The sequence below is a fragment of the Amycolatopsis sp. cmx-4-54 genome (assembly GCF_046548895.1).
In the GTDB taxonomy this organism is placed as follows: Bacteria; Actinomycetota; Actinomycetes; order Mycobacteriales; family Pseudonocardiaceae; genus Amycolatopsis.
Window position 1 is genome coordinate 661,063 of the sequence record NZ_JAEBEJ010000002.1, and the last position, 23,846, is coordinate 684,908.

Annotated in this window: 23 protein-coding genes; 15 read left to right on the forward strand and 8 right to left on the reverse strand. The window is 68.4% G+C overall.

Annotation, left to right across the window (positions count from 1 at the left end; translation table 11 throughout):
• Nucleotides 1-131: 131 nt before the first annotated feature.
• Entirely contained in the window at nt 132-770 is a 639-nt protein-coding gene (locus ACLJQ7_RS08390) for a DUF1524 domain-containing protein (RefSeq protein WP_410647537.1), read from the reverse strand.
• Nucleotides 771-1,118: 348 nt separating this feature from the next.
• Nucleotides 1,119-1,799: a hypothetical protein gene (locus ACLJQ7_RS08395; RefSeq protein WP_410647538.1), complete on the reverse strand. Its 681-nt coding sequence runs from the start codon at nt 1,797-1,799 to the stop codon at nt 1,119-1,121.
• A gap of 54 nt (nt 1,800-1,853) precedes the next feature.
• On the opposite strand from ACLJQ7_RS08395, the gene ACLJQ7_RS08400 reads away from it, so the two are divergent.
• From ACLJQ7_RS08400 to ACLJQ7_RS08410, 3 genes are all read left to right on the forward strand, one after another.
• A complete protein-coding gene (locus ACLJQ7_RS08400) occupies nt 1,854-3,140 on the forward strand; it encodes an adenylosuccinate synthase (RefSeq protein ID WP_410647539.1) in 1,287 nt (428 codons plus the stop codon).
• Nucleotides 3,141-3,454: 314 nt separating this feature from the next.
• On the forward strand, nt 3,455-4,390 hold the full coding sequence (locus tag ACLJQ7_RS08405) for an LLM class F420-dependent oxidoreductase (protein ID WP_410647540.1): 936 nt from the start codon (nt 3,455-3,457) through the stop codon (nt 4,388-4,390).
• A 142-nt stretch (nt 4,391-4,532) separates the two neighbouring features.
• On the forward strand, nt 4,533-5,756 hold the full coding sequence (locus tag ACLJQ7_RS08410; protein WP_410647541.1) for an MFS transporter: 1,224 nt from the start codon (nt 4,533-4,535) through the stop codon (nt 5,754-5,756).
• Here ACLJQ7_RS08410 and ACLJQ7_RS08415 read toward each other — a convergent pair.
• Nucleotides 5,740-7,278 (reverse strand): amino acid permease, encoded by a 1,539-nt coding sequence (locus tag ACLJQ7_RS08415; RefSeq protein WP_410647542.1) that lies wholly within the window; start codon nt 7,276-7,278, stop codon nt 5,740-5,742. The two genes, ACLJQ7_RS08410 and ACLJQ7_RS08415, sit on opposite strands and share 17 nt — an antisense overlap.
• A gap of 323 nt (nt 7,279-7,601) precedes the next feature.
• Complete coding sequence (locus ACLJQ7_RS08420) at nt 7,602-8,720, reverse strand: glycerophosphodiester phosphodiesterase (RefSeq protein WP_410647543.1); 1,119 nt, start codon at nt 8,718-8,720, stop codon at nt 7,602-7,604.
• Between the two features lie 318 nt (nt 8,721-9,038).
• On the opposite strand from ACLJQ7_RS08420, the gene purD reads away from it, so the two are divergent.
• From purD to ACLJQ7_RS08455, 7 genes are all read left to right on the forward strand, one after another.
• Nucleotides 9,039-10,301 (forward strand): phosphoribosylamine--glycine ligase, encoded by a 1,263-nt coding sequence (purD, locus tag ACLJQ7_RS08425; protein WP_410647544.1) that lies wholly within the window; start codon nt 9,039-9,041, stop codon nt 10,299-10,301.
• 134 nt (nt 10,302-10,435) lie between these two features.
• Nucleotides 10,436-10,822 (forward strand): PE domain-containing protein, encoded by a 387-nt coding sequence (locus ACLJQ7_RS08430; protein ID WP_219147219.1) that lies wholly within the window; start codon nt 10,436-10,438, stop codon nt 10,820-10,822.
• The gene (locus ACLJQ7_RS08435) at nt 10,773-11,414 is read left to right on the forward strand and encodes a DUF3558 domain-containing protein (protein ID WP_410647545.1); all 642 of its coding nucleotides are present in this window, start codon (nt 10,773-10,775) and stop codon (nt 11,412-11,414) included. The genes ACLJQ7_RS08430 and ACLJQ7_RS08435 overlap by 50 nt, the downstream gene beginning before the upstream one ends.
• A 10-nt stretch (nt 11,415-11,424) precedes the next feature.
• Nucleotides 11,425-13,074, forward strand: a complete 1,650-nt coding sequence (locus tag ACLJQ7_RS08440; protein ID WP_410647546.1) for a hypothetical protein — start codon at nt 11,425-11,427, stop codon at nt 13,072-13,074.
• A 4-nt stretch (nt 13,075-13,078) separates the two neighbouring features.
• Nucleotides 13,079-13,849, forward strand: a complete 771-nt coding sequence (locus ACLJQ7_RS08445; protein WP_410647547.1) for an ESX secretion-associated protein EspG — start codon at nt 13,079-13,081, stop codon at nt 13,847-13,849.
• A 146-nt stretch (nt 13,850-13,995) separates the two neighbouring features.
• The gene (locus tag ACLJQ7_RS08450) at nt 13,996-14,307 is read left to right on the forward strand and encodes a hypothetical protein (RefSeq protein WP_410647548.1); all 312 of its coding nucleotides are present in this window, start codon (nt 13,996-13,998) and stop codon (nt 14,305-14,307) included.
• A gap of 43 nt (nt 14,308-14,350) precedes the next feature.
• Nucleotides 14,351-15,472 (forward strand): transglycosylase SLT domain-containing protein, encoded by a 1,122-nt coding sequence (locus tag ACLJQ7_RS08455; protein ID WP_410647549.1) that lies wholly within the window; start codon nt 14,351-14,353, stop codon nt 15,470-15,472.
• Nucleotides 15,473-16,235: 763 nt separating this feature from the next.
• Here the strand turns inward: ACLJQ7_RS08455 and ACLJQ7_RS08460 are convergent.
• Nucleotides 16,236-17,420 carry an FAD-dependent monooxygenase gene (locus tag ACLJQ7_RS08460; protein WP_410647550.1) on the reverse strand — a complete coding sequence of 395 codons (1,185 nt, stop codon included), beginning with the start codon at nt 17,418-17,420 and terminating at the stop codon, nt 16,236-16,238.
• A gap of 161 nt (nt 17,421-17,581) precedes the next feature.
• Between ACLJQ7_RS08460 and ACLJQ7_RS08465 the strand changes: the two genes are divergently transcribed.
• The 3 genes from ACLJQ7_RS08465 to ACLJQ7_RS08475 all read left to right on the forward strand — a co-directional run bounded on the left by ACLJQ7_RS08465 (nt 17,582) and on the right by ACLJQ7_RS08475 (nt 19,956).
• Nucleotides 17,582-18,484, forward strand: a complete 903-nt coding sequence (locus ACLJQ7_RS08465) for a TetR/AcrR family transcriptional regulator C-terminal domain-containing protein (RefSeq protein ID WP_410647551.1) — start codon at nt 17,582-17,584, stop codon at nt 18,482-18,484.
• Nucleotides 18,485-18,494: 10 nt separating this feature from the next.
• The gene (locus ACLJQ7_RS08470; protein ID WP_410647552.1) at nt 18,495-19,685 is read left to right on the forward strand and encodes a pyridoxal phosphate-dependent aminotransferase; all 1,191 of its coding nucleotides are present in this window, start codon (nt 18,495-18,497) and stop codon (nt 19,683-19,685) included.
• A gap of 85 nt (nt 19,686-19,770) precedes the next feature.
• Complete coding sequence (locus ACLJQ7_RS08475) at nt 19,771-19,956, forward strand: hypothetical protein (protein WP_007032516.1); 186 nt, start codon at nt 19,771-19,773, stop codon at nt 19,954-19,956.
• 10 nt (nt 19,957-19,966) lie between these two features.
• On the opposite strand, the gene ACLJQ7_RS08480 is transcribed toward ACLJQ7_RS08475, so the two are convergent.
• The 3 genes from ACLJQ7_RS08480 to ACLJQ7_RS08490 form a co-directional block, all read right to left on the reverse strand.
• Nucleotides 19,967-20,788, reverse strand: a complete 822-nt coding sequence (locus ACLJQ7_RS08480; RefSeq protein WP_410647553.1) for an SAM-dependent methyltransferase — start codon at nt 20,786-20,788, stop codon at nt 19,967-19,969.
• Between the two features lie 88 nt (nt 20,789-20,876).
• Nucleotides 20,877-21,467, reverse strand: a complete 591-nt coding sequence (locus tag ACLJQ7_RS08485; protein ID WP_410647554.1) for an HAD family hydrolase — start codon at nt 21,465-21,467, stop codon at nt 20,877-20,879.
• A 2-nt stretch (nt 21,468-21,469) separates the two neighbouring features.
• Nucleotides 21,470-22,498, reverse strand: a complete 1,029-nt coding sequence (locus ACLJQ7_RS08490) for a threonine aldolase family protein (RefSeq protein WP_410647555.1) — start codon at nt 22,496-22,498, stop codon at nt 21,470-21,472.
• A gap of 135 nt (nt 22,499-22,633) precedes the next feature.
• Here ACLJQ7_RS08490 and ACLJQ7_RS08495 point away from each other — a divergent pair, with 135 nt between their 5' ends.
• Together ACLJQ7_RS08495 and ACLJQ7_RS08500 are read left to right on the forward strand one after the other, a co-directional pair.
• Complete coding sequence (locus ACLJQ7_RS08495; protein ID WP_005152531.1) at nt 22,634-23,152, forward strand: SigE family RNA polymerase sigma factor; 519 nt, start codon at nt 22,634-22,636, stop codon at nt 23,150-23,152.
• A complete protein-coding gene (locus ACLJQ7_RS08500) occupies nt 23,139-23,843 on the forward strand; it encodes a hypothetical protein (protein WP_410647556.1) in 705 nt (234 codons plus the stop codon). The genes ACLJQ7_RS08495 and ACLJQ7_RS08500 overlap by 14 nt, the downstream gene beginning before the upstream one ends.
• The last annotated feature ends 3 nt before the right edge of the window (nt 23,844-23,846 follow it).

Sequence of the window (23,846 nt, forward strand, 5' to 3'; positions counted from 1 at the left end):
GCCCGCCCACATACTGAGCCCGGCTCCCAGCCCGCGAAACGTCCCACCTTTCCGCTTGACAGCCCCGAAAGTCCGTGAAGGCCCCCTTCATGTACCTAGGCGCAAGGAAGGGGGCCTTCATGTACTTGTGGCTAGCAGCGGTTGAGCATGTCCGTCAGCGCGGTCTTCTCCGCCGACTTGATGCTCAGCTTGTACTTGTGCTTCACCGTGGTCCACATCTTCGCGTAGGTGCACCAGTAGCCGACGGTCGGCGGCTTCCAGGCGTCCGGCGACTTGTCGCCCTTCTCCTGGTTGACGTTGTCGGTGACGGCGATCAGCTGCGGCACGCTGAGGTCGTTCGCGAACGCCTGCCGCTGCGCGGTGGTCCACGACGACGCCCCGGTGCGCCAGGCGGCGGCCAGCGGGACGACGTGGTCGATGTCCACATCGGACGCCGCGGTCCAGGTGGCGCCGTCGTACGGGCTGAACCAGCTGCCGGAGACGGCGGCGCAACCGCTGTCCTGCTGCACGTTCGTACCGTCCCGCTTCAACACGACCTCACGGGTGTTGCAGCTGTTGCCCTGGTCGGACCAGTGCGGGAACTTGTCGCGGCTGTACCCGGTCGACGAACCGTCCGGCTTGACGGTCAGCGCGGCGAGCTGGGTCTTGGCGGTCGTGGTCGACGGGATGCCCGGGGGCGTCGCCTCGGCGACGCCGACCACGCCCGCCGAGAAGATCGCGGAAACGGCGAGGACGGTGAAGGAGCGACGAACAGCAAGCGCAGTTGGCATATTGCTGCCTCCGTGTCAGGTTTGGGGACCTGGTCACCTTGCGGTACCGATATGGCCCACGCAACACCATCGGATGACACTCTGCTGGCTATCCGTGAACGGAGGGTGTCACGAGCAGGTAGGACAGGGTGTACGCGCCCGGAAAATCTCCGGAAAGTCCAGCTGATGGTCCTGAGCCGAACGGCCTAGCGCGTGTTTCACAAGTCTGTTCGATGGGCTTCGTGATCCAGGTGGTTCCTGGCGGCGCGGGCGGATCGGCCTCGTACCGGGTCGTACTCGCCGCATCCGCCCGTGCCGTCAGGGGCCGCCTGGGCGCGAAGACCGCGAACTTGACTTGTGAAACACGCGCTAGTCCAGCCCGCGGACCAGCCGGAGATCCTCGGTGTGCCGGTACCAGGTCCACCGGCTCATCGCGCGCGGGTGGGCGACGCCGTCGATGCTCGGCCGCGTCGGGATGCAGCCGAGCTGGAACGCCCGCGCGTAATGCGTCGAAGGCCGCTTGAACAGCGTCCCCTTGGTCACCCGGACCATCATTCCGGGACCGCTCGTGTCCGGCTCGACCTCGATCGAGCGCGCCGGCCCGCGCAGCACGGTGTGCTCGTCGCAGTAGGCCACCCCGCGGATCATCCCGATCACCCCGCGGCCGACCAGCACCCCGCCGGTGTCGTCGCGGATCAGCGGCACCGGGTCCACCTCGCCACGCAGGGCGAGCGAGAGGGCACGCAGCGGCTGCGTCGGCAGGCTCCAGATGCGGGCGACGTCGGAGTCCGGCGACGACGGCACGAAGCCGAGCGACACGCCCGAGAGCTGTTCTTTTCGTAACAGCCGCAGCACGACCGCCGCGAGGTCCGCGTCGGTGCCCGCGACCACCAGGTGATCGTGTTCCCCCAGCAAGGGGTCGATATCCGCCTTGCCGGGACGGCTCGGGACGTGCACCATTTCGACGTCGTCGATCGCCGGGAGGGTGGGCTCGCCCTCGGGACAGACCACCACTATTCCGCGCACCCGAAGGCCCTCCGTTACGCTCATGCACCGGCATTTACCAGCGCCAAACCACAAGTCGCCGAACACCTGGAGTGTCACATGCCGGCCATCGTGCTGATCGGGGCCCAATGGGGGGACGAGGGCAAGGGCAAGGCCACCGACCTGCTCGGCGACCGCGTCCAGTGGATCGTGCGTTACCAAGGCGGTAACAACGCGGGCCACACCGTAGTCCTTCCCGACGGGCAGAACTTCGCCCTCCACCTCATCCCGTCCGGGATCCTCACGCCGGGCGTCACCAACGTCATCGGCAACGGCGTCGTCATCGACCCGGGCGTGCTCCTCGACGAGCTCGCCGGGCTGGAGGAACGCGACGTCGACACCGGCAAGCTGCTGATCTCCGCCGACGCGCATTTGATCATGCCGTACCACGTGGAGATCGATAAGGTCACCGAGCGTTACCTCGGCAGCCGCAAGATCGGCACCACCGGCCGCGGTATCGGCCCCTGCTACCAGGACAAGATCGCCCGCGTCGGTGTCCGCGTGCAGGACCTGCTCGACGAGAAGATCTTCCGGCAGAAGGTCGAGTCGGCACTGGAGTTCAAGAACCAGGTGCTGGTCAAGGTCTACAACCGCAAGGCACTGGACGCGGACCAGGTCGCCGACGAGGTGCTGGCCGCGGGCGAGAAGTTCGCGCACCGCATCGCCGACACGCGCCTGCAGCTCAACCAGGCCCTCGAACGCGGCGAGACCGTGCTGCTCGAAGGCTCGCAGGGCACCCTGCTCGACGTCGACCACGGCACCTACCCGTTCGTGACGTCGTCGAACCCGACCTCCGGCGGCGCGAGCGCGGGTTCGGGCATCGGCCCCGGCAAGATCGACACCGTGCTGGGCATCCTCAAGGCGTACACCACGCGTGTCGGCTCCGGCCCGTTCCCGACCGAGCTGGACGACGAGTCCGGCGAGTACCTGCGCAAACAGGGCGGCGAGTTCGGCGTCACCACCGGCCGCTCGCGGCGCACCGGCTGGTTCGACGCGGTCATCGCGCGCTACGCGGTGCGGGTCAACGGCATCACCGACTACTTCCTCACCAAACTGGACGTGCTGTCCGGCCTGGAGAAGGTGCCGGTGTGCGTCGGCTACGAGGTCGACGGGTTCCGGACGTACGACATGCCGATGACGCAGACCGACGTGCACCACGCGCTGCCGATCTACGAAGAGCTGCCGGGCTGGTTCGAGGACATCTCGGGCTGCCGCACCTTCGAAGAGCTTCCGGCGAACGCGCGGGCCTACGTCGAGCGGCTCGAAGAGCTTTCGGGCGCGCGGATCTCGGCGATCGGCGTCGGACCGGGCCGGGAGCAGACGATCGTGCGGCACGAGTTCGTCTGACCCCCTTACGCGCGCTATGAAAGGCCCCTTCATTGCGAAATTTGCAATGAAGGGGCCTTTCATGGCGTCTCAGGCGAGCGAGTCTTCCCGCGAGCGGCACCTCCGCCAGCGTTGCGAAAGCCACTTTCGCAACCTTCAACGTTGCGAAAGTGGCTTTCGCAACGGCGCCCGCCGGATCGCGTCTCAGGCGAGCGAAGTTCTCGACGCCTTCGAGCGGCACGCCGCCCATGGCGGGCCGACACCGGCAAACCGCGCGCGTGATCCCAGTCCGTGAAAAGTGAAATATCCTTTCGGCAGCACCGTTGGCGTTGAACATGACCATCGGAGTGGCACTCCCGTCCGGGGACACCGCGGACGCCGCCAACATCGTCGACGAACTCATCACCCAGACCAGGCAGGCCGCCGACGCCGGCCTGACGTCCGTCTGGTTCTCCCAGCAGATGGAGCACGACGCGATCACCGTCGCCGCTCTCGCGGGGCGCGCCGTCCCGGGGATCACCGTCGGGACCGGCGTCGTCCCGATCTACCCGCGGCATCCCTTGCTGATCACCGGTCTCGCGCAGACGGCGCAGGCCGCCACCGGGGGCCGGTTCGTCCTCGGTCTCGGAACCGGCGCGAAGAATTGGCTCGAACCGGCGTACGGCATCGAGTACCCGTCGCCGATCAAGCACCTTCGCGAGTACCTCACGATCCTCCGGCAGGTGCTCGACGGCGGCGAAGTCGATTTCCGCGGCGAGACGGTCCAGGCACACGCCGAGGGCTTCGCGACTTCGCTGTCCGTCGCGGGGTCTTCGGACGTCCCGGTGATCATCGCGGCGATGGGACGGCAGGCGCTGCGCGTCACCGGCGAACTCGCCGACGGCACGATCCCGTACCTCGCCGGGCCGAAGGCCCTTTCCGGGCTGATCGTCCCGGAACTCACCAAGGCCGCCGCCGGCCGCCCGGCGCCGCGGATCATCGCGATGGTCCCGGTCGTCGTGACCGGCGATCCCGGCGCCGTCCGTGCCCAGGTCGATCGGCAGTACGCGTTCTTCCGTGACATCCCCTCCTATCGCGCGGTCTTCGACGCCCAGGGCGTGGACTCCGCCGGTGACCTGGTGATCGCCGGGGACGAGGAGACCGTCGCGGCCGAAATCCGGCGGTACTTCGACGCCGGGGCGACCGAGGTCGTCGCGACGCAGAGCGGCATCCGGAACACGGAAGAGCGGCTTCGCACCTGGAGCGTTCTCGGGGACCTCGTCAAGCGCTGAACCCACGTGGCATGAAAGGGGTGTTCAGGACATTTATCGTCCCGAACACCCCTTTCATGACATTCACCGGCACAGTGGCCTTGCTCACAGCGTTCGTATTGTGCATACTCGTGCGCATAGCGAACACAGCTGGAGGTCCCCAATGTCCCCTGCCGCGGCCCGTTCGTGGGTGGTTCCACTCGCCTGGACGGCGGTATTGCTCGACGGATTCGACCTGGTCGTCCTGGGCACGGTGCTGCCCGCGCTGCTCCGTGACCAGGTCTGGGGCCTGACACCGGGCACGGCGTCGGTGATCTCGACGTTCGGCCTGCTCGGCATGATGGTCGGCGCGATGGCGATCGGCACGATCACCGACGTCATCGGCCGCCGCAAGGCGCTGATCATCGCGGTCACGGCCTTCTCCGCGTTCACCGCGCTCTGCGCGATCTCCCCGTCGGCGTTCGTCTTCGGTCTGCTGCGCTTCCTCGCCGGGCTGGGCCTCGGCGGCTGTCTGCCGACGGCGATCGCGCTGGTCACCGAGTACGCCCGCAAGGGGAAGGGCGGCAGCGCGACCACCACGGTGATGACCGGCTATCACGTCGGCGCGGTGCTCACCGCCCTGCTCGGTATCTGGCTGATCCAGCCGCTCGGCTGGCGCGCGATGTTCGTCGCGGGCGCGCTGCCCGCGCTCGTGCTGGTACCGCTGATGATCAAGTACCTGCCGGAATCCGAGTCCTTCGAGCGGGCGCGGGAGACGCAGGAGAAGTCGGCGACCCAAGTGGTCGGCGGGCTGTTCCGCGGCGGGCTCCTGCGCGCCACCATCGCGTTCTGGGTGACGTCGTTCATGGGGCTGCTGCTGGTCTACGGCCTCAACACCTGGCTGCCGGAGATCATGCGCCAGGCCGGGTATCCGCTGGGTGCGGCGCTCGGGCTGCTGCTCACGCTGAACCTCGGCGGCGTCGTCGGCCTGCTCGTCGCGGGCCGGGTGGCGGACAAGGTCGGCGTGCGCCCGGCGGTGATCTTCTGGTTCCTCGGGGCGGCGGTCTTCCTGGCCCTGCTGAGCGTGAAGCTGCCCGCGGTCGGCCTGTACGCGGCCGTGTTCCTCACCGGCGGTTTCGTGTTCAGCGCGCAGGTGCTCGTGTACGCCTACATCGGCAAGACGTATCCGGATGCCATGCGCGCCACGGGAATCGGCTGGGCGGCCGGTGTCGGCCGCATCGGCGCGATCAGCGGCCCGATCCTCGGCGGCGCGCTGCTGACCGCCGGGATCGCGTACCCGTGGGGTTTCTACGCCTTCGCCGCAGTCGGGGCGTTGGGAGCGGCCGCGGTGACCGGAGTCCGCGTCGGCCGCTCCCGAGAGGAGACCGCCGCTACCCCAGTTCCTTGAGTTCCCTTTCCACCGCGGCGAGTTCCTCCTCGGAACCCTGCACCTTCGGGCCCGTGAACCACTTGCGTGCCGAGACGAACCACCACACCGCCGCACCACCGAGTACGACGAGGAAGGCGATAGGCGTGTAGTTGAAACTGTCGATGGTGACCGGTGATCCCTGCGGGAGCATGAACAGCACGAAGATGAAGCACACCCAGACCGTCGCGACGGTCCCGATGAGCTTCCCCCAGCGGCCGAGGTTCCACGGTCCGGGTTCGAAGTCGTCGCCCTTGCGCACCCGCAGGAACACCGGGATCACGTAGGCCACGTAAAGGCCGACGACGGCGATCGAGGTCACCGCCGCGTAGGCGGTCGCGCTCCACAGGTACGGCAGGGCGAGCAGGAGCGCGCCGCCCGCGGCCAGCCACACCGCGTTGGTCGGCGTCTGGGTGCGCTTGTTGATGCGGTGCCAGAACTTCGAACCCGGGATCGCGCCGTCGCGAGCGAAGGCGTAGATCATCCGCGAGTTCGCGGTCACCGACGCCATCCCGCAGAACAGCTGCGCGCCGATGCAGATCAGCAACAGGAACTTGCCGGTCGTCGCGCCGGTCGCGTCGATGAAGATCTGCGCGGGCGGCACCCCGGTTTCGGAGCCGGCGGCGCCCTCGTAGTCCTGGATGGCGAAGGTGAGGCCGATCAGCAGGATCCAGCCGGCGACCAGGGAGACGAGGATCGAGTTGATGATCCCGCGCGGTCCGGCCTTCGCCGCGTTCTTGGTCTCCTCGGTCATATGGGCCGAGGCGTCGTAGCCGGTGAGTGTGTATTGCGCGAGCAGGAGGCCCAGTAAGAAGACGTAGACAGGCGATGCCCAGCCGGTGTTGTTCACGAACTCGCCGAAGACGAACGACGCGTCCTGATGCTTCTCGGGAACGATGACCAGCACCCCGACGATCACCAGCACGCCGGCCAGATGCCACCACACGCTGATGCTGTTCAGCAGCGCGACGATCTTGACGCCGAAGGTGTTCAGCAGTCCGTGGATCACCAGGATGATCGCCAGCAGCAGGATCGTGTTGCCCGGCGTCGCCTCGAAGCCGAACTGCAGGTCGAGGAAGGCGTTGAGGAACAGTGCCGCGCCGAAGTCGATCCCGGCGGTGACGGCGATCTGGCCGATGAGGTTGAACCAGCCGGTGAACCACGACCACGCCGCGCCGTTGCGCGGGGCGAGCTTCGCCGCCCAGTAGTAGAGGCCGCCCGCGGTCGGGTAGCTGGAGCAGACCTCTGCCATGCCGAGCCCGACCAGGATGACGAAGAGGCCGACCAGCGGCCAGCCCCAGATCATCGCGGCGGGCCCACCGGTCTTCATGCCGAACCCGTAGAGGGTCAGGCAGCCGGAGAGGATCGAAATGATCGTGAAGGAGACGGCGAAGTTGGAGAAGGCCGACATCGTGCGACGGAGTTCCTGCGCGTAGCCGAGTTGGTGGAGCCGGGCACTGTCTTCGTCGGCGGGTTCTGCGGCCTGCTTGTCAGAGACATCCATCGGGCACCCACTTAAAAGGTATGCGGACAGACCATTGAGTTCCGCCGAAATTAGGCCCGCCGACCTGCGGATGTCAAGGTCCCGTCAAGAAACCCGCCCGCAGCTGTCCTGAAAGGGTCGTTCAGGACAGCGCCCATTCAACGCCCGAAATCCACGCGGTCGGCGTCACGCAGGGCGGCATAAACCCCCTCGATAGCCCGAATCGCCACACGCGACCAACCGAACCGACCCCTGAGTACATGAAGGCCCCCTTCCTTGCGTCAGGTGCAAGGAAGGAGGCCTCATGCACTTCAGGTCGTGCCTTCAGCTGCCTCGACGAAGCGTCAGCGCCCCCGGAATGCCTTCACGGCCTCCAGCGCGGTGTCCGGGTGGTCCGCGAAGTACCCGTCGACACCCGCCTTGAGGAACGCCTCCTGCTCGGCGAACGTATTGCCGTACTCGGCGAGGTTCGCCGACGAGCGCAGGCTCTGCGGCAGGAAGTTGTTCTCGTTGCGGAACGTGTACGGCCCGACCTTCAGCCCGGCCTGGTGCGCGTCGGCGACCAGCTTGGTCGGCTGGCCCAGCGCGCCGTTCACCACGGGGATGACCTGCGCCTTCTCCGGTCCGAGGTAATCCGCGTACCTCGAGATCTCCTTCAGGCCCGCCGGCGTCACGAGGTCGGCGTACGTCCGCGGGTCGCCCTTCGCGACGAAGTCGGCCGGAGCACCCGTGGCCGAGGTCAGCTGCAGCAGCGGCACCCGCACCTGGCGCGAGAGCGCGATCAGGTTCGACACCTCGAACGACTGGATGATCACCGGCGCCTTCGGGTGGTTGAGCCCGTTGCGCTTGATCAGCTCGACCAGCTTCGGCTCGGTCGGGTTCTTGATCGAGGAGAAGTAGGTCGAGTGCTTGATCTCGGGGTACGTCCCCAGTTCACGGCGCAGTTCGCGGCCCAGCCGGCGCGTCAGGTCGAGCACCTCCTGGTAGGTGGCGATCTGGTAGCGGCCGTCGTAGATCCGGTTGTTCGGCCGCAGCTGCGGGATCCGCTCGGTCGCGCGCAGGGTCTTCAGCTCGGCGAGCGTGAAGTCCTCGGTGAACCAGCCGGTGAACGACGTGCCGTCGATGACCTTCGTCGTCTTCCGGTTCGCGAACTCGGGGTGCTTCGCGACGTCGGTGGTGCCGCCGATCTCGTTCTCGTGCCGGGCGACGAGCTGGCCGTCCTTGGTGGGCACGAGGTCGACGTCGACCCAGTCGACGCCCTGGCGGTAGGCGAGCTCATACGAGGCGAGCGTGTGCTCCGGCCGGTAGCCGGGGGCGCCGCGGTGTCCGACGATCACCGGACCATCGTGACCCTTCGCCAGCGCCGACACATCTCGGGTGCCCGGCTCGGCAGCGCCCGCCAGCCCGGTGACGCTGAGTACGGCGAGTCCGGACAGGGCGAGCACGCCCAGGCGCTTTCGCATGGTGGGTAACCTCTTTCGCTTGAACTCGGGGTACCGCGCAACCCTTGACGCAGGAGGCGTCCGGGCGGCGAAGACGGACCGGCGGAGCGCTGACCGCCGGGTGAACGCCGGATGGAACCACCCGCTCGAGGACGGCGACGTGTTCGGGGCTGTGTCGATCGGTGACCCGCGACCGCGATCGCGTCGCCGGGGCAGGTCGGTGTTTTCGCAGGTCAGACGTCATGAGGCCCCGCCGCCACGATAGCGGGGCCTCCGGCCGGGGCGGGTTTCACGTGGCTCCGCCGACAGGTCGTCACCGGCCCGGTTACCCTGTGCGTCGTGCGCGTACTGGTAATCGGGTCCGGCGCCCGTGAGCATGCACTTGTCCTCGCGGTCGCGGAAGACCCTTCCGTCACCGCACTGGCCTGTGCCCCGGGTAACGCCGGCACCGCCGCGGTGGCCGAGCAACTCGGCGTGGACGCGGCGGACCCCGAGTCCGTCTCCGCCCTCGCCAAGCAGTGGCAGGCGGATCTGGTGGTGGTCGGCCCCGAGGTCCCGTTGGTGGCCGGTGTCGCCGACGCGGTCCGGAAGACGGGCATCGCCTGCTTCGGCCCGTCCGCGTCCGCGGCCAGGATCGAGGGCTCGAAGGCGTTCGCGAAGGACGTCATGGCGGCCGCGAAGGTGCCGACGGCGCACTGCGAGATCGTCGACAACCCGGCCCGCCTCGACGCCGCCCTCGGCCGCTTCGGCCCCACCTGGGTGGTCAAGGACGACGGCCTCGCCGCGGGCAAGGGCGTCGTGGTCACCACGGACGTCGACGTCGCGCGCAAGCACGCCCTGATGCTGCTCGACGGTGGGCACCCGGTGCTCCTGGAGTCCTTCCTCGACGGCCCGGAGGCCTCTCTCTTCTGCTTCGTCGACGGCCGCACGGTCGTCCCGTTGCTGCCCGCGCAGGACTTCAAGCGCGTCGGCGACGGCGACGCGGGCCCGAACACCGGCGGCATGGGCGCGTACGCCCCGTTGCCGTGGGCGCCGAAGGACCTGGTCGACGACGTCGTCGCCCGCATCGTGCAGCCCGTTGTCGACGAACTCGACAACCGCGGCGCCACCTTCTCCGGCCTGCTCTACGCCGGTCTCGCGCTGACTTCCGAGGGCCCGCAGGTCATCGAGTTCAACTGCCGGTTCGGCGACCCGGAGACCCAGGTCGTCCTGGCGCTGCTGCGCAGCCCGCTCGGCAAGGTCCTGCACGCGACGGCGGCCGGCAAGCTGGCCGACCTGCCGCCGCTGGAGTGGGACTCCGGCGCGGCGGTCACCGTCGTGCTCGCCGCCGACGGTTACCCCGGCAAGCCGAGGACCGGCGACGTCATCACCGGTGGCGAGCTCGAAGGCGTGCTCCACGCCGGCACCCGCCGCCGTGACGACGGTGCCGTGGTCTCCTCCGGCGGCCGCGTGCTGTCGGTCGTCGGCACCGGCAAGAACCTGAAGGCCGCCCGCAAGGACGCCTACGCGACGGTCGAGAAGGTTCACCTGGCCGGCTCCCACCACCGCACCGACATCGCCCTGCTCGCCGCCAAGGGAGAGATCGCCACCCCGGTCTCGTGAATTCCCGGCGGAACCGCTCGGGCGACCGCTGCGTCTAACCCGGTATTTCCTGAGAAGCTTAGGCGCTCGATACATCGGCGTTGGTAGCCTCGACAGGGCGAACGGTCACCGTGCGTGTTTCCAAGGGGTGGGGAATGGCAGCATCGAGCAAGATCCAGGACCTCACGTCGGCGGTTCCGACGCCACCGTCGGTGGCCGACATCAGAGTCGATCCGTCGAAGCTGCTCGAAGTCGCGAAGATCGTCGAAGAGCAGGTCGACGCGTTGCAGGACAAGCTCATGACGCGGCTCGACCAGCTGCGGATCGACACTCCGGCCAACGACACCGTGAGCGTGCACGCGACCAGCGTCTGGAACGAGCTCGTGGCCGACGGCGACCAGTCGTACGCCGCGCAGGTCCGGGCGTACGTGGCCGGTCTGCGGGGCCTGGTCAACCAGCTCCGCACGGCGGCCAAGGAGTACAAGACCAGTGATGCGGACAAGGCCGCCGCGTTCGGGGACCGTGGTGTACACCGGGCGTAGGCCTCGCGTGCTGGTGACCGGTGGGGTGCTCGCCTTCGCGCTGGCCGGATGCACCGCGGACACGGGCGGGCAGGCGTTCCCCGACGAACCGGCGCTGGCCTCGGTCACGCAGGGCGCCAAAGCGTCGGCGCTGCCCGCCAGGCCCGCCGAACTGAACCTCCAGGGCGTCGATCCGTGTGCCCTGCTCACCGATCCGCAGCTCGACCAGCTCAAGATCAACAGCAAACCGCGCGCGGCCGCGGAACCGATCGACGGCCCGACCTGTGTCCTCGACGCGGACGCCGCGCAGCCCTTCCACAGCTATTACGTCCGCACGATCACCGCGGACGTCGAAGAATGGTTCACCGGCAAGCGCCGCAAGAACAGCATGACGACCGAACCGACGGCGGTCGGCGGGTTCCCGGCTATCAAGAACCACCGTGACGCCGGGACACCGGCCGATTGCGAAACGCTCGTCGGTGTCGCTCGAGGACAGACGCTGGCGGTGCGGGCGGTCGCCGTCACCGCCGGCGCGTTCACCATGCCGCAGCTGTGCGAGATGTCCGCGCAGGCGGCCGATTCGGCTTTGCAGACCTTGAAAGCACGCAACTAGGGAGGGCGGCGTGAACGTTTCCGACCTCGCGGGCAGGCTCCGCGATCTTCGGTTCGACGGCTACACCGACACCGGGATCGCGACCGAGATCGAACGCTTCCGCGGCGGTGACGGCACCGGCAGCATCGGTATCGCCGTCGACGCGTTGAAATCCGTCGCGGGCGCGCTCGCGGACACCGACAAGACGCTCCGTGACGAGCTGGGCAAGCTCGGCGTGGAATGGCAGAGCGAGGCCGGCGGTGCCGCCGGTCAGGTGTTCACCGAGCAGGCTGGCTTCTCCCAGGACGCGAACTCGAAGGTCTCCCATTCCGCGGAGATGATCTTCGCGCAGGGAGAGGCCTTCAACCGGACGCTGCACAAGCTCCCGGATCCGGAAGTGGTCCGGAAGGGCGCCGGCGGCCTGACCATCGGTGACGTCGTCCTGAGCCTCATCGGGTTCGAGACCGACCACGCCAAGAGCGTCAGCGCGGCGAACAACGCGCGGGCGCAGGCGCAGGAGGCGTTGAACGACTACGCCAAGACGAGCGGCGAGAACCTGCTGTCGACCGACACGCTGGCCGACCCGCAGGCGATGAACCTGACCCAGACCACGACGGCCGCCGGAGTGGGCGGCGGTTCCGGCCCGCTCGACCTGGCGGGCACGGCCACCGACCTGACCCCGGACGGCAGCGTGCGGCCCGCGTCGGCCGCCGTCGAGTCGAAGTACGTGCCGCCGGTCGCGCAGCCCGTCGGTAACCCGAAGGCGCCGTCCTACGACGCGCCGACCCCGGCCTACGGCGTCGCCATGGGCGGCGGGACGGCACGCAAGACAGGTGCGTCGGCGCCGAACGCCGGGGCCACGGCTCCCGCGGCCGCCGCGCCAACGGTGCCGTCCAAAGCTCCCTCGCCGGGCGCCGGCTGGGTGACACCGAACCGGCCGTCCCCGCAGCCCGAACAGGGCAGGCCTTCGTACCCGGTCACCGGCTCGCCGACCTCACCGCCGTTCGTTCCGCCGGGTGCGCCGAACACTCCGAACGTCCCGCCGGGCCAGGCAGGCGGCAGCGCGCCGCCCAACAGCACCACGTCGGCGCAGCCGGTCGGCAAGTCTTTCGGCACCGGCCCCGGTCTCGACAGCGCTGTCGGCAAGGGCCCGGGCTCCAGCTCCGGCCCCGGTGTCTTCGGCAACGTCGGCGGTGGTGGCGCCGGTGGCGACCAGGCGCTCGGCAAGGGCCGCTCCGTCGGCACCGGACCGCAGGCGCCGATGGTCCCTGGCAACGAATCCGGCCGCGGTTTCCCCGCCGTCCCGAAGATCGCCGGGCCGGCCGCGGGCGACCTGGGCGCCGGTGCCGCGGCGCTCGGCGCCGGTGTCGCCGGTGGCGCGCTGAGCGGCGACAAGGAACGCGACCGCCGTCCCCGTCAGGAAGGCGGCGGCGTGAAGCCGACCCGCCAGCTCCCGATCGGTGAGCTTCCCGAAGAGGAGGCCATGCGGCGCTCGGAGAAGATCGGCGCGAAGCAGCCGAAGCCCGAGTCGAAGTTCATGGAGCGCGCGGCCACCCAGGACGTCGAGGAGGACGCGGAGCACATCAGGCGTTACGGCGTCGACGACAAGGACCTGTTCACCGACGAGCGGCTGGTGTCGCCGGACGTGATCGGTGACCACGGCAACTCCGAAGCGCGCTGAACCTGTGCCGAACGACAACGGCAGCCTGGTGCTGTCCGCACTCGAGTTCGAAATGCTCTGGGAGGCCGAACGGCTGCCCGGCCGCCATGCCGCACTCGACGTGCCGAGCCCCGGAACGACCCATACGGAGCGGGCGGCGCTGATCGAAGAGGCCTGGGAATCCCTGCGCGCGCGAGGTCTCGCGCGGGGACACCAGGCGTCGGGCGAGCTGGTCGACATGCTGAACCTGTTCGCGCACCCCCGGTTCGCGATCGACGTCTGGGTGTGGACCGACCGCGAGATCAAGGGCCAGGCGGTGAGCGTCGGCAACCAGGCCTTGCTCGGCGTGATCGACTCCGGCCAGGTGTGGCTGATCCCCGCCAGGGAGAGCTCCCTCGCCGAAGCCGCGGTCTCGGTCGCGGGTGATCTCGGTCCCGGTGTCGGCCAGTCGATCAGCCTCCCGCACGACGTCCTCGTCCACGCCGACGCCGCCGCCCGCGGCGACGCGAAAGCACTGGTCACCGCACTGGAAGACCTGGACGTGCCCCTCTGGCAGGCCCAGGAGGTGGCGGGCATGCTGCTCGGACAGGAGGCGCGCGGCCAGTTCGGTGTCGAACGCGCGGGCCGCGACGGCCGCCCCCGGCGCGCGGACAGCGTGGTCGCCTTCTACGACACGGACGCGGGCCGGTACCTGTTCCAGGTCGCGCGGAACCGGGACGGGCGGGATTGGGCGACCATCACCCCGGCGGACAACCAGTTGCTGGCGACCCGGATCCGGGAAGTCGCCGATTTCTGATTCGCCCGATTATCGGCGGGGGGAAGTTGGCGTGGATACGCACACGGCCAACTACGGAGGTCTTAAAGTATGCGCGGGAACCGTCCTGATCGGCCGTGCGTCTGATCGGGCGGATACGAGTTTTTCCGTGAAGGGGATGACGAACCGTGCCTGTGTACGACCCGGAATCCATGGGGATCGCCGCCGGTCAGGTGGAGAAGCTCAAGGACGAGTTCGAGAAGACCAAAAAAGGCGTCACCGGGATGGATGACGAGAAGGAAAGCCCCTTCGGCGGAGTGGACGAGCACGGCGACGCCAAGGGCGCGGTCGGCAAGTTCAAGCAGGGCGTCCACAACGAATTCGATTCGGCCGGTCAGCTGATGGAGGCCACGGCCTTCGTGCTGCGAAAGGCGGCGGGGCTGATCAAGGAGACCGAAGCGGTCCACGTGGACAACCTGAAGGTGCACGGGGAACTGTGACGACTCGCCAGGCCTGTGGGCCGAAGACAAGGGGGCTTGAGCAGTGGCTTTGAACGGGGTCGGCGCCGGCACGCCGGACGGCTGGGACGGACTGGTCCAGAAGGCCGAGCAGATCGGCAAGGTCAACCTCGCCGCCATTCAGAACGCTTCGAGGCAGTTCAAGACGGCAGCCGACAACGCGGGTGACCACAGCGCGGCGTTGTCGACGTCGACCGAAGCGTTGAACGGCGGCGTCTGGGCCGGGCCCGCCGCGGAGGCCTTCTTCGAGTACGTCAAGTCGATCACCAAGGCCGGGAAGAACGTCGAAGAGCAGCTGGGCAAGGTCGTCGACGACCTCGATCGCGTCCACACCGATCTCGGCAACATCAAGATGCAGGTGAAGGGCGTCTACGAAGACGCCGAAGCGGCGGTCAACAAAAGGAACACCCAGGCGGAGACGGACAAGAACGCCGCGATCCAGGCCGCTACGCAGGCCGAGAAGGATCACAAGCCGGCGCCGAGCCCTTCGGTCGCCGAGATCATCCAGAAGGCCAAGACCGACATCAACGGCATCGCCAAGGACGCCGACGGCCGGGTCAAGGGACTGCTCGACCAGGCCAACCAGATGATCCAGAAGTCCCAAGAACTGATGAAGAAGGACATCCAGGGCGGCTACTCCACCATCCCGATGCCCGGCAAGGACGGCTCCGTCCCCAAGCGCACCGGCGGTCTCCACGCCGGTGGCGGTGGCGGTGGAGGCGGCGGTGGAGGAGGCGGTGGGGGTGGCGGTCTCGGCCCGAGCGGTGGCCCGCCGTCGACGACCCCGCCGGGCAACGTCCAGCAGTGGATCCAGGAGGCCATCAAGATCCTGCAGGCCAACGGGATCCCGGTGACCGAGGCGGATATCCAGAAGATCTGGACGATCATCGAGAAGGAGTCCGGTGGCAACCCCAACGCCATCAACGACTGGGATTCCAACGCGGCGAAGGGCACGCCGTCCAAGGGTTTGATGCAGTGCATCGACCCGACCTTCAACGCGCACAAGCTTCCCGGGCACGACGACATCTACAACCCGGTGGACAACATCATCGCGGGCGTGCGGTACACGTTCTCGCGGTACGGCGGCTTCGAGGGACATCCGGGGCTGAAGTCCATGGCCGGTGGCGGTGGGTACCAGGGCTACTAACGGTCGTGATGGACGGTTCTCGAGGGCACGGAAAACGTGGCGTGTCCCGAAGTTCGGAGCACGGTGGTCGCAAGACTTGGCGCAGCCCACGACCGTCCACAAGGAACCAAAGGCAGGCCCAGCCGCCCGATTTGCTGGGGTCGTGAGTGGTAAAGAGCGTTAGAACGACCATTGCCACTCACGACCCCCGCGCAGCGCCCAAATCGATCATATGGGGGACTCATGGTGTCCTTTATGGACGTTCGGCTGTTGACGGGAACAGCCTGAGGCCGGACTTGCACCCCGACTCGTTCGCCTTACCTCGCAGCAGAACCGCCTTGCCGCTCACGAGCCCTGCGCCGGCTCGCGTGGCCGGACGACGCACGTGATCCGATGGACGACACGCGTGACTGGATGGACGACGCGTGTGATCCGACGGACGACACGCGTGACTGGATGGACGACACGTGTGATCCGACGGACGACACGCGTGATTGGGCGGACGACGCGTGTGATTGGGCGGACGACGCGTGTGATCCGACGGACGACACGCTCGCGGCCGGGTTGCGTCGCGTGTCGTCCGTCTGGACACGTGTGTCGTCCCTCCAGTCACGTGTGTCGTCCGTCCAATCACGTGTGTCGTCCGTCCAGTCACGCGAGTCGGCCAACCGATCACGCGAGTCCCTGGCCGGCGTGTTGCGAAAGCCACTTTCGCAACCTTCAACGTTGCGAAAGTGGCTTTCGCAACATGCCGCGGCTTCCGGGACCCGCCACTCGAAAGCGGTCAGTAATCCTTGAGCACCAGCCCATTCGCCGCCTTCGTCAGCGGCCGCATGGCCGCCTTCATGATCCGGCCCCGGAACGGCAGACAAGGCAGCAGCCGCATCGACTGGATCTGCTTCCACTGCCGAAATCGCGTCTGCTTCTTCTGGTTCATCGAAGCCAGCGCCTGATTCCGGAGGATGAACGGCCGCATTTCCGTTTCGTAGGAAGCCAAAGCGGCGCGATGGTCACCAGAAGCGGCCAGTGAGCCGGCGAGCACATAGGCTCCGACGAGCGCCAAACTGGTTCCCTGTCCCGAAAGTGGCGAAGGACCGTAGCCCGCGTCGCCGACCAGCGCGACGCGTCCGTCGGTGAACCGGTCCATCCGGATCTGGGTCATGGAGTCGAAGTACAGCTCGCTTGACTCCATTTCCCGCAGCAGTCGCGGGATTTCCCAGCCCTGCCCCCGGAATCGGTCGGCGATCAGCTTTCGTTGCTGCTCGGCGTCATAGCGGTCGTAGTCGAGTTCCGGCGACTGGAAACCGAGCATCGCCCGCGCCTCGCTGTTCTTTCGGGCGCTGTACAGCCCGGCCAGCTTTCCCGGGGTCATGTGGAAGGTCTGCCAGCGGTCCAGATCGAGGAAGTTCGGCACGGTGAACACCGCGAGATAGGTGTCCAGATAGTGCGAAAACTGTTTCTCCGCCCCGAAAACGAGCGATCGCACGGCCGAGTGCTGGCCGTCCGCGCCGACGACGAGATCGAAGTCCCGTGCTTCGCCGCGAGCGAAGGTGACCCGGACGCCGTCGGTCCGCTGCGCGATCCCGGTGATCCGGTCGCCGTAGACGTATTCGACGCCTTCCTGGGCGACCGAGGCCAGCGTGTCGGTGAGGTCGTCCCGCAGGATCTCGACGTCTTCGCTGTCGGTGAGCCCGCCGGTCAGGGTGTGGTCGGTGACCTTCACGAGGGTCTTCCCCGCGCCGTTCACGAACGACATCCCGCGCATGTCGGTGCTCAGCTCCCGGAGGCGCTCGAGCACCCCCATCCGGTCGACAACGCCGAGCGCCGTACCCCGGATGTCGACCGCGTGCCCGCCGACACGGGGCGCCGGAGCCCGCTCGACGACCGTCGGCGCGAAACCGTGCCGCCGCAGCCAGTACGCCAGCGTCGTACCGGCGATTCCCGCCCCCGAAATCAGGACCTTCCGCATGTCCACTCCTTGTGTACGGTGTTGTGAAGCACTGCGTACAACGTATGGACGCCGAACCTGGGACCCAGGAAAAAGCGCAGAAAATCTCCACTGCACTAGTACGATCCCGCTAGTGCGGCAGGCAAGACGGGGTCAGGTGCACTATGGCAGGGGAGCCGACCATGACCGATCCGCCCTATCTGCGGATCGCCGCCGAGATCCGCCGCCGGATCACCTCCGGTGAGCTGCACGAGGGCGACAAGGTCCCGTCGACGCGCCGGATCATCGCCGAGTGGGGCGTCGCGATGGCGACCGCGACGAAGGTGCTCGCCACGCTGAAACGGGACGGCCTGGTCGTCGCCAAACCCGGCGCGGGCACGGTCGTCGCGAGCCGCGGCCGGAAGCCCGCCCCGAGAACCGAGGCGGAGCTGTCACGCGAGCGGGTGGTGAAGGCCGCGATCCGGATCGCCGACGCCGAGGGCATCCGCGCCCTCTCCATGCGCCGTATCGCCTCCGGCCTCGGCGTCGCGACGATGGCGCTTTATCGCCATGTCACCGCGAAGGAGGAGCTGATCCTCGAGATGGCGGACCTTGCCCTCGGCGAGATCCGTTTCCCGCCCGAACCGCCCTCCGGCTGGCGGGCCCAGCTGGAGCTGATGGCGAGGGCGCAATGGGCCCTGTTCCGGCGGCATCCCTGGCTCGCGCAGGCGCTCTCGATCACCCGCCCGCAGCCGCTGCCGAACCTGCTTGCCCACGCGGACTGGGCGACCCGCGCACTCGACGGCCACGGCCTCCCGGCGTCGACGATCATGTACGCGCACATCACGATCTTCAACCACGTACGCGGCATCGCCCTCAGCTTCGAGGCCGAAGCCGACACCGAATCCGGGACAGCGGTCTCGGCCGACGCCTGGCTGGCGGAACACGAGCCGATCCTCTGGGATCTGGTCTCCGGTGGTCGTTTCCCGAACTTCGCCGGCGTCGTCTCGCGTGCCCCGTTCGACTACGACCTCGACACGCTCTTCGAGTTCGGCCTCCAACGACTCCTCGACGGGTTCTCGGTTCTCCTCGCGAAGGCAAGTTAGCCTCACCCGCATGTCCTTCCCCGGCCCCGCCGCACGTTCCGCCGTCCCGCCGTTCCACGTCATGGACGTCCTTTCGGCCGCGCAGGCGCGGCAGCGCAGTCACGGGGACCTGGTCCCGCTGCTCGCGGGGCAACCGTCCGCGCCGGCGCCGCGTCCCGTGCTCGAAGCGGCGCAGCGGGCGCTGAAGGACCACAACCTCGGCTACACCGAGCAACTCGGCATCCCGGAACTGCGCGAGGCCGTCGCGGAGCACTACAACCGCACGTACCCGGTCGAGGTGAGCCCGCAGGACGTCATCATGACGACCGGTTCCTCCGGCGGCTTCCTGCTCTCGTTCCTCAGCGCCTTCGAGGCGGGCGACCGGGTCGCGATGGCGCGTCCCGGCTATCCGGCTTACCGCAACCTGTTGAAGGTGCTCGGTTGCGAGGTCGTCGAGTTCGCCACCGGGGCCGAGACGAACTTCCAGCCGACCGTCGCGCTGCTCGACGAGCTGGGGCCGATCAAGGGACTCATCGTGGCCAGCCCGAGCAATCCCACCGGCACCGTCCTGTCACCGGGTGAACTGGCGGCGATCAGCGGCTGGTGCGCGTCACGCGGTGTGCAGCTGATCAGCGACGAGATCTACCACGGGATCTCCTACGGCGCCGGGCTCGACTGTGCTTGGCAGTACGGCGAGGAGGCGCTCGTCCTCGGCTCGTTCTCCAAGTACTTCGCCATGACCGGCTGGCGGCTCGGCTGGATGCTCGCACCGCAGCGGCTGCATCGCGCGATCGACGTCCTGACCGGCAACTTCACCATCTGCCCGCCCGCGGTCTCCCAGCACGCCGCGGTCGCCGCGTTCACCCCGGAGGCGTACGCGGAGGCCGACGGCCACGTCGAGCGCTACCGGGCCAACCGCGACGTGCTCTTCACCGGCCTCAAGAGCATCGGCATCGACAAGCTCGCGCCGGCCGAAGGCGCCTTCTACGCCTACGCCGACGTCTCCGCGTTCACGAACGACAGCCTCAGCTGGTGCCAGCGGCTCCTCGCCGACACCGGTGTCGCGATCGCTCCAGGGATCGACTTCGACCCGGTCGACGGCGGTCGCTTCGTGCGGTTCTCCTTCGCGGGCTCGCGCGAGCACATCGACGAAGGGGTCCGCCGGCTCGGCGACTGGCTCGACGGCTCTCAGGGGGAACCCGGAATTCACCCTGAACGTTAGGCAGAACGAAGGCGCTTTCGAGTTCCGCCTGACAACCTGGACTCACCGGGCCCGCATGGGCGCGGTGAGGCAATCGGAGGATGCCATGTTCTGGAAGATCGTCGGCGGGCTGATCCTGGCTTGGGTGGCCTTCATGGTGCTCGGATCCGTGCTCGGTTTCCTCGTGAAGGCCGTCTTTTGGATCGCCGTCATCGGCGGTGCGGTCTTCCTCGGCACGGCCGCGTACGGCGCCATCAAGGGCAAGGGCACCCCGAAGCAGCTCCGCCGCTGATCCGGCGAAGCTAGGGCTTACGCGCCACCCCGCCGAGCGACGTGAAGTTCACGGGCGAAAGCGGGGTGAAGCGCGGGCCGTCCGGCCACCACAGGTGCGGATACGTCAGGCCGGGTTCCATGAGATCGAGTCCCTCGAAGAAGGACTCGATCTCCTCGCGCGTCCGGTACAGCGTGTCCAGCCCTGTGCCGTTGAAGCGCTTCTCGAGTGACGTCGCGACGTCGGCCGCTTCGGAGCCGTCGGCGGGGTTGTGCTGGTGCAGCAGCGCGACGAACGAGCCCGGCGCCAGCGCGTCGACGTAGGCGCGGACGATCTTCCGTGCCTCGTCGAGATCCTGGATGTGGTGGACGATCGCGCACAGGATCAGCCCGACCGGCCGGTCGAACTCCAGCCGGTGGGTGCGGGCGAGCCCCTCGATGACCTCGGCCGGTTCGGTCAGGTCGGCGGCCGCCATATGCGCGAAGTCGTTCGCCGCGAGCAGCGCGCGGCCGTGTGCCTGGACCACCGGATCGTGGTCGACGTAGACGACCTGGGCCTCGGGGTTGTACCGCTGCGCGACCTGGTGCGTGTTGTCCATGGTCGGGAAGCCGGAGCCGAGGTCGAGGAACTGGTCGATGCCTTCCCGGTCGGTCAGGTAGCGCACGGTCCGGACCAGCCAGTGCCGGACCTCCTTGGCCATGGCCCGCGCATCCGGCGAGATCTCCAGGATCTGGCGCAGCGCCACGCGGTCGGCCTCGTAGTTGTCCTGGCCGCTCATCAGTGCGTCGAAGACCCGCGCGATGCTCGGCCGGTCGAAATCGACGGGCACGAACGGGCGTTGGTCCGCGGACATGGGCACCTACCGGGGTCAATCGGTTTGGACGGGTTCAGCGTAGGTCATCCGGTTCACCGCGCGTAAGCGGATGAGCGACGAGGGTGAATTATTCCTCCGAAGAGCCGAAGCCGGATTTCGCTGTGGTCACGCCGACCCAGCGTTCCGCCCGCATCCCGACCGCCCGTGCACCGTCCACATTGGACTGTCGATCGTCGAAGAACAGACAGTCGGCCGGTTCGGCGCCCAGTTCGGCGAGCAGGATCCGATAGATCTTCGCGTCGGGCTTCATACAGCCGAGGTCACCCGAAAAGAGCTTCACGCGGAAGAGCTTCGCCCATTCCTGCTCGCGCACCCAGCGGCCGAAGGTGGACGACGCGTTCGAGAGCAGGGCGAGCGCCGCGCCCGCTTCGTGCAGCCCCTCCAGCAGTTCGAGGACGTCGGGCTCGACGTGCGTCCAGCCGGTGACGTCGATGGAGGTCAGCTCGTCGGAGAACGCCTTGTCGACCGGGACGTCCAGCGCGCGGCCGATGCTCTGCCAGTACTCGAGGTCCGTGCCGCCGGAGTCGTACCGGACCCGTTCGGCCCAGTAGTGCGGCTCGAATTCGGCGACTTCGAGATCGAAGGCCTTGGCCAGGGTCGGCAGCGCGTCGGAATGCGCGCTGATGACGTCGCCGTAGTCGAAGACGATCCAGTTCATGTTCAGCCCCCGGTCTTGATGCGGTCAAGGGTTTCCTCGATGTCGGCCGCGGAAAGGTCCCGGTGCGCCACGAACCGGATCCGGCCGGAGCTGGGCAGCGTCCGGATCCCGAGCCCGGCCAGCCACGCCAGCCTGCCTTCGAGGTCGGGGACGGTCACCTGCACGATGTTCGTTTCGGGCGCGTTGACCTCCCAGCCGTGCTCCGCGAGCCCGGTCGCGAGCCGTGTCGCGTTCTCGTGCGTCTCGGCGAGGTCGCCGATGCGGTCCAGCGCGACCATGCAGGCCGCGGCCAGCACACCGCCCTGCCGGATGCCGCCGCCGAGCATCTGGCGCATCCGCCGGGCCTTCTCGACGAACTCCGTGCTCCCGGCCACCACCGAGCCGACGGGCGCCCCGAGCCCCTTGGAGAAGCAGGCGGAAACGGTGTCGACGCCGACCGTGAGCGCCGCGGGCGGGATCCCCAGCGCGACCGACGCGTGCCAGATGCGGGCGCCGTCGAGGTGCACGGTCAGGCCGGCCTCCTTCGCCACCGCGACCAGCTGGGCGTGCTCCTCGGGCGGGGTGACCGTGCCACCGGCCGTGTTGTGCGTGTTCTCCAGGCACAGCAGCGGCGTGCGCATCGCGTAGTACGGGCCCCGGGGGACGCCGATCGCGGTCGAAAGCGTTTCCGGCGTCGGCCGCCCCGGCCCGGCGTCGTGCTCCAGCGGCTCCGGCATGCCGCCCGCGAGCCAGGCGGCGGACCCGAGTTCGTCGGTGATCACGTGCGAGCCGCGTGGCGCGAGGAACCGGTCGCCGCGCTGGAGATGGATGCTCAGCGCGATGAGATTCGCCATGGTCCCGGACGGCGTCCAGAGCGCGGCGGGCATGCCGAGCAGCTTCGCGGCGCGTTGTTCCAGCGCGCCGACGGTCGGATCACCGTCGAGGACGTTGTCGCCGACCTCGGCCTTCGCCATGGCCTGGCGCATGACGTCGTCCGGCCGGGTCACGGTGTCGGAGCGGAAATCGATCTGCGGAAGCGAGCGCGAGGTCACGGTACGATCACATCACATCGACGGGCCCGCGGTGAATCTCCTCCCCGGCTGGTCCGGCACGCCCGCTCATGCAACCGTGGACGCCCCCGGTTCCGTCCTACCCACCGACGAGGCAAGAGCGGAGACAAAAACCGCGTGAACCAGCGCGACGAACAAGAGTTCGCGGAGTACTTCGCCGCGAAGCGGGACTCCGTGCGCAGGACCGCGTACATGCTCTGCGGTGACTGGCATCGTGCGGACGACCTCGCCCAGACGGCGTTCGTCGCGCTGCACCGGAGGTGGAAGAAGATCAGAGAACGGGCGGCGACCGACGCCTACGTGCGGAAGACGCTGGTCAGGGCGGCCATCGACGAGTCGAGGCGGCCGTGGCGGCGGGAGTGGCAGACCGAGGAGCTGCCCGAACCGCCGCAGGACGGCTTCGACCTCGGCGAACAGGTCGTCACCAGGGAAGACCTGCTGGCCGCGTTACGCGAAGTGCCCCCGAAGCAGCGGGCCGTGCTGGTGCTCAGGTTCTTCGAAGGGCTGGACGTCGGCGCGGCGGCGAAGGCGCTCGGCTGCAGCGAAGGAAATGTGAAGAGCCAGACCGCGCGCGGGCTGGCGAACCTCAGGCAGGTCATGGAGAAGGAGGAGGTGGCACGGGATGGACGAGAATGACCTGAAGGCGTTGTTCCGTGACGCCCCCGGCGACGCGCCGTCGCCGACCTTCGGCACCGCCGACGTGGTCCGCGCCTCGAAACGCGCCACTGCTCGACGCCGAAACGGAATCGCGGTGGCCTGTAGTGCGGTGGTTTTGGCCTTGGCCGGAGCGGGCATGTTCGGCGTGCTCGGCGGCACCGAGTTCCAGATGGGGAGCGCGGCCAAATCCGAGAACGAAGCGGCCTCCGCCGGGCAACCCGACGCGGCGTCCGCACGTCCTCTTGACAGCGGGGACCCCTCGAACTTCTCGAACCCGCCGCCTCAGCAGGGGGGCGACGGGCCAGAGAGGACCGGCCAGATGACGGCCGAAGGCACCTACGGGTGCGACCAGGTGGACCGGGAGCTCGCCACCGCCCTCGCTGGCGAGCTCCCGGTCCCCGTGGATGTCGCCAAGTCGACGCCCGGCGACCTCTGTACGACGGGAGCGAGGTCCGCGGGGTTCCAGGTGCCGGGCGGCACGGTCTCCGTCGCGGTCTTCCCGGCCGGTTCGGCCGTCCCGTCGCTGCCGACAGGAGCGTCCAGTGCCCAGCGGACCACCGCCAAGGGGTCACTGGTGGTCGCGGTGAGTCTCGGCGACGGCTCGGGCAGGCCCGCGCTCCCCGAGCCCGACGTCGACAGGCTGGTCGGCGTGCTCGCCGCCCGCTACTAGCCG

What these genes read in the sequence shown, in the direction of transcription:
- ACLJQ7_RS08390 (WP_410647537.1), bottom strand. Translation starts at nt 770, where the DNA reads ATGCCAACTGCGCTTGCTGTTCGTCGCTCCTTCACCGTCCTCGCCGTT.
- ACLJQ7_RS08395 (WP_410647538.1), bottom strand. Translation starts at nt 1,799, where the DNA reads ATGAGCGTAACGGAGGGCCTTCGGGTGCGCGGAATAGTGGTGGTCTGT.
- ACLJQ7_RS08400 (WP_410647539.1), top strand. Translation starts at nt 1,854, where the DNA reads ATGCCGGCCATCGTGCTGATCGGGGCCCAATGGGGGGACGAGGGCAAG.
- ACLJQ7_RS08405 (WP_410647540.1), top strand. Translation starts at nt 3,455, where the DNA reads ATGACCATCGGAGTGGCACTCCCGTCCGGGGACACCGCGGACGCCGCC.
- ACLJQ7_RS08410 (WP_410647541.1), top strand. Translation starts at nt 4,533, where the DNA reads ATGTCCCCTGCCGCGGCCCGTTCGTGGGTGGTTCCACTCGCCTGGACG.
- ACLJQ7_RS08415 (WP_410647542.1), bottom strand. Translation starts at nt 7,278, where the DNA reads ATGGATGTCTCTGACAAGCAGGCCGCAGAACCCGCCGACGAAGACAGT.
- ACLJQ7_RS08420 (WP_410647543.1), bottom strand. Translation starts at nt 8,720, where the DNA reads ATGCGAAAGCGCCTGGGCGTGCTCGCCCTGTCCGGACTCGCCGTACTC.
- ACLJQ7_RS08430 (WP_219147219.1), top strand. Translation starts at nt 10,436, where the DNA reads ATGGCAGCATCGAGCAAGATCCAGGACCTCACGTCGGCGGTTCCGACG.
- ACLJQ7_RS08435 (WP_410647545.1), top strand. Translation starts at nt 10,773, where the DNA reads ATGCGGACAAGGCCGCCGCGTTCGGGGACCGTGGTGTACACCGGGCGT.
- ACLJQ7_RS08460 (WP_410647550.1), bottom strand. Translation starts at nt 17,420, where the DNA reads ATGCGGAAGGTCCTGATTTCGGGGGCGGGAATCGCCGGTACGACGCTG.
- ACLJQ7_RS08465 (WP_410647551.1), top strand. Translation starts at nt 17,582, where the DNA reads ATGACCGATCCGCCCTATCTGCGGATCGCCGCCGAGATCCGCCGCCGG.
- ACLJQ7_RS08470 (WP_410647552.1), top strand. Translation starts at nt 18,495, where the DNA reads ATGTCCTTCCCCGGCCCCGCCGCACGTTCCGCCGTCCCGCCGTTCCAC.
- ACLJQ7_RS08475 (WP_007032516.1), top strand. Translation starts at nt 19,771, where the DNA reads ATGTTCTGGAAGATCGTCGGCGGGCTGATCCTGGCTTGGGTGGCCTTC.
- ACLJQ7_RS08480 (WP_410647553.1), bottom strand. Translation starts at nt 20,788, where the DNA reads ATGTCCGCGGACCAACGCCCGTTCGTGCCCGTCGATTTCGACCGGCCG.
- ACLJQ7_RS08485 (WP_410647554.1), bottom strand. Translation starts at nt 21,467, where the DNA reads ATGAACTGGATCGTCTTCGACTACGGCGACGTCATCAGCGCGCATTCC.
- ACLJQ7_RS08500 (WP_410647556.1), top strand. Translation starts at nt 23,139, where the DNA reads ATGGACGAGAATGACCTGAAGGCGTTGTTCCGTGACGCCCCCGGCGAC.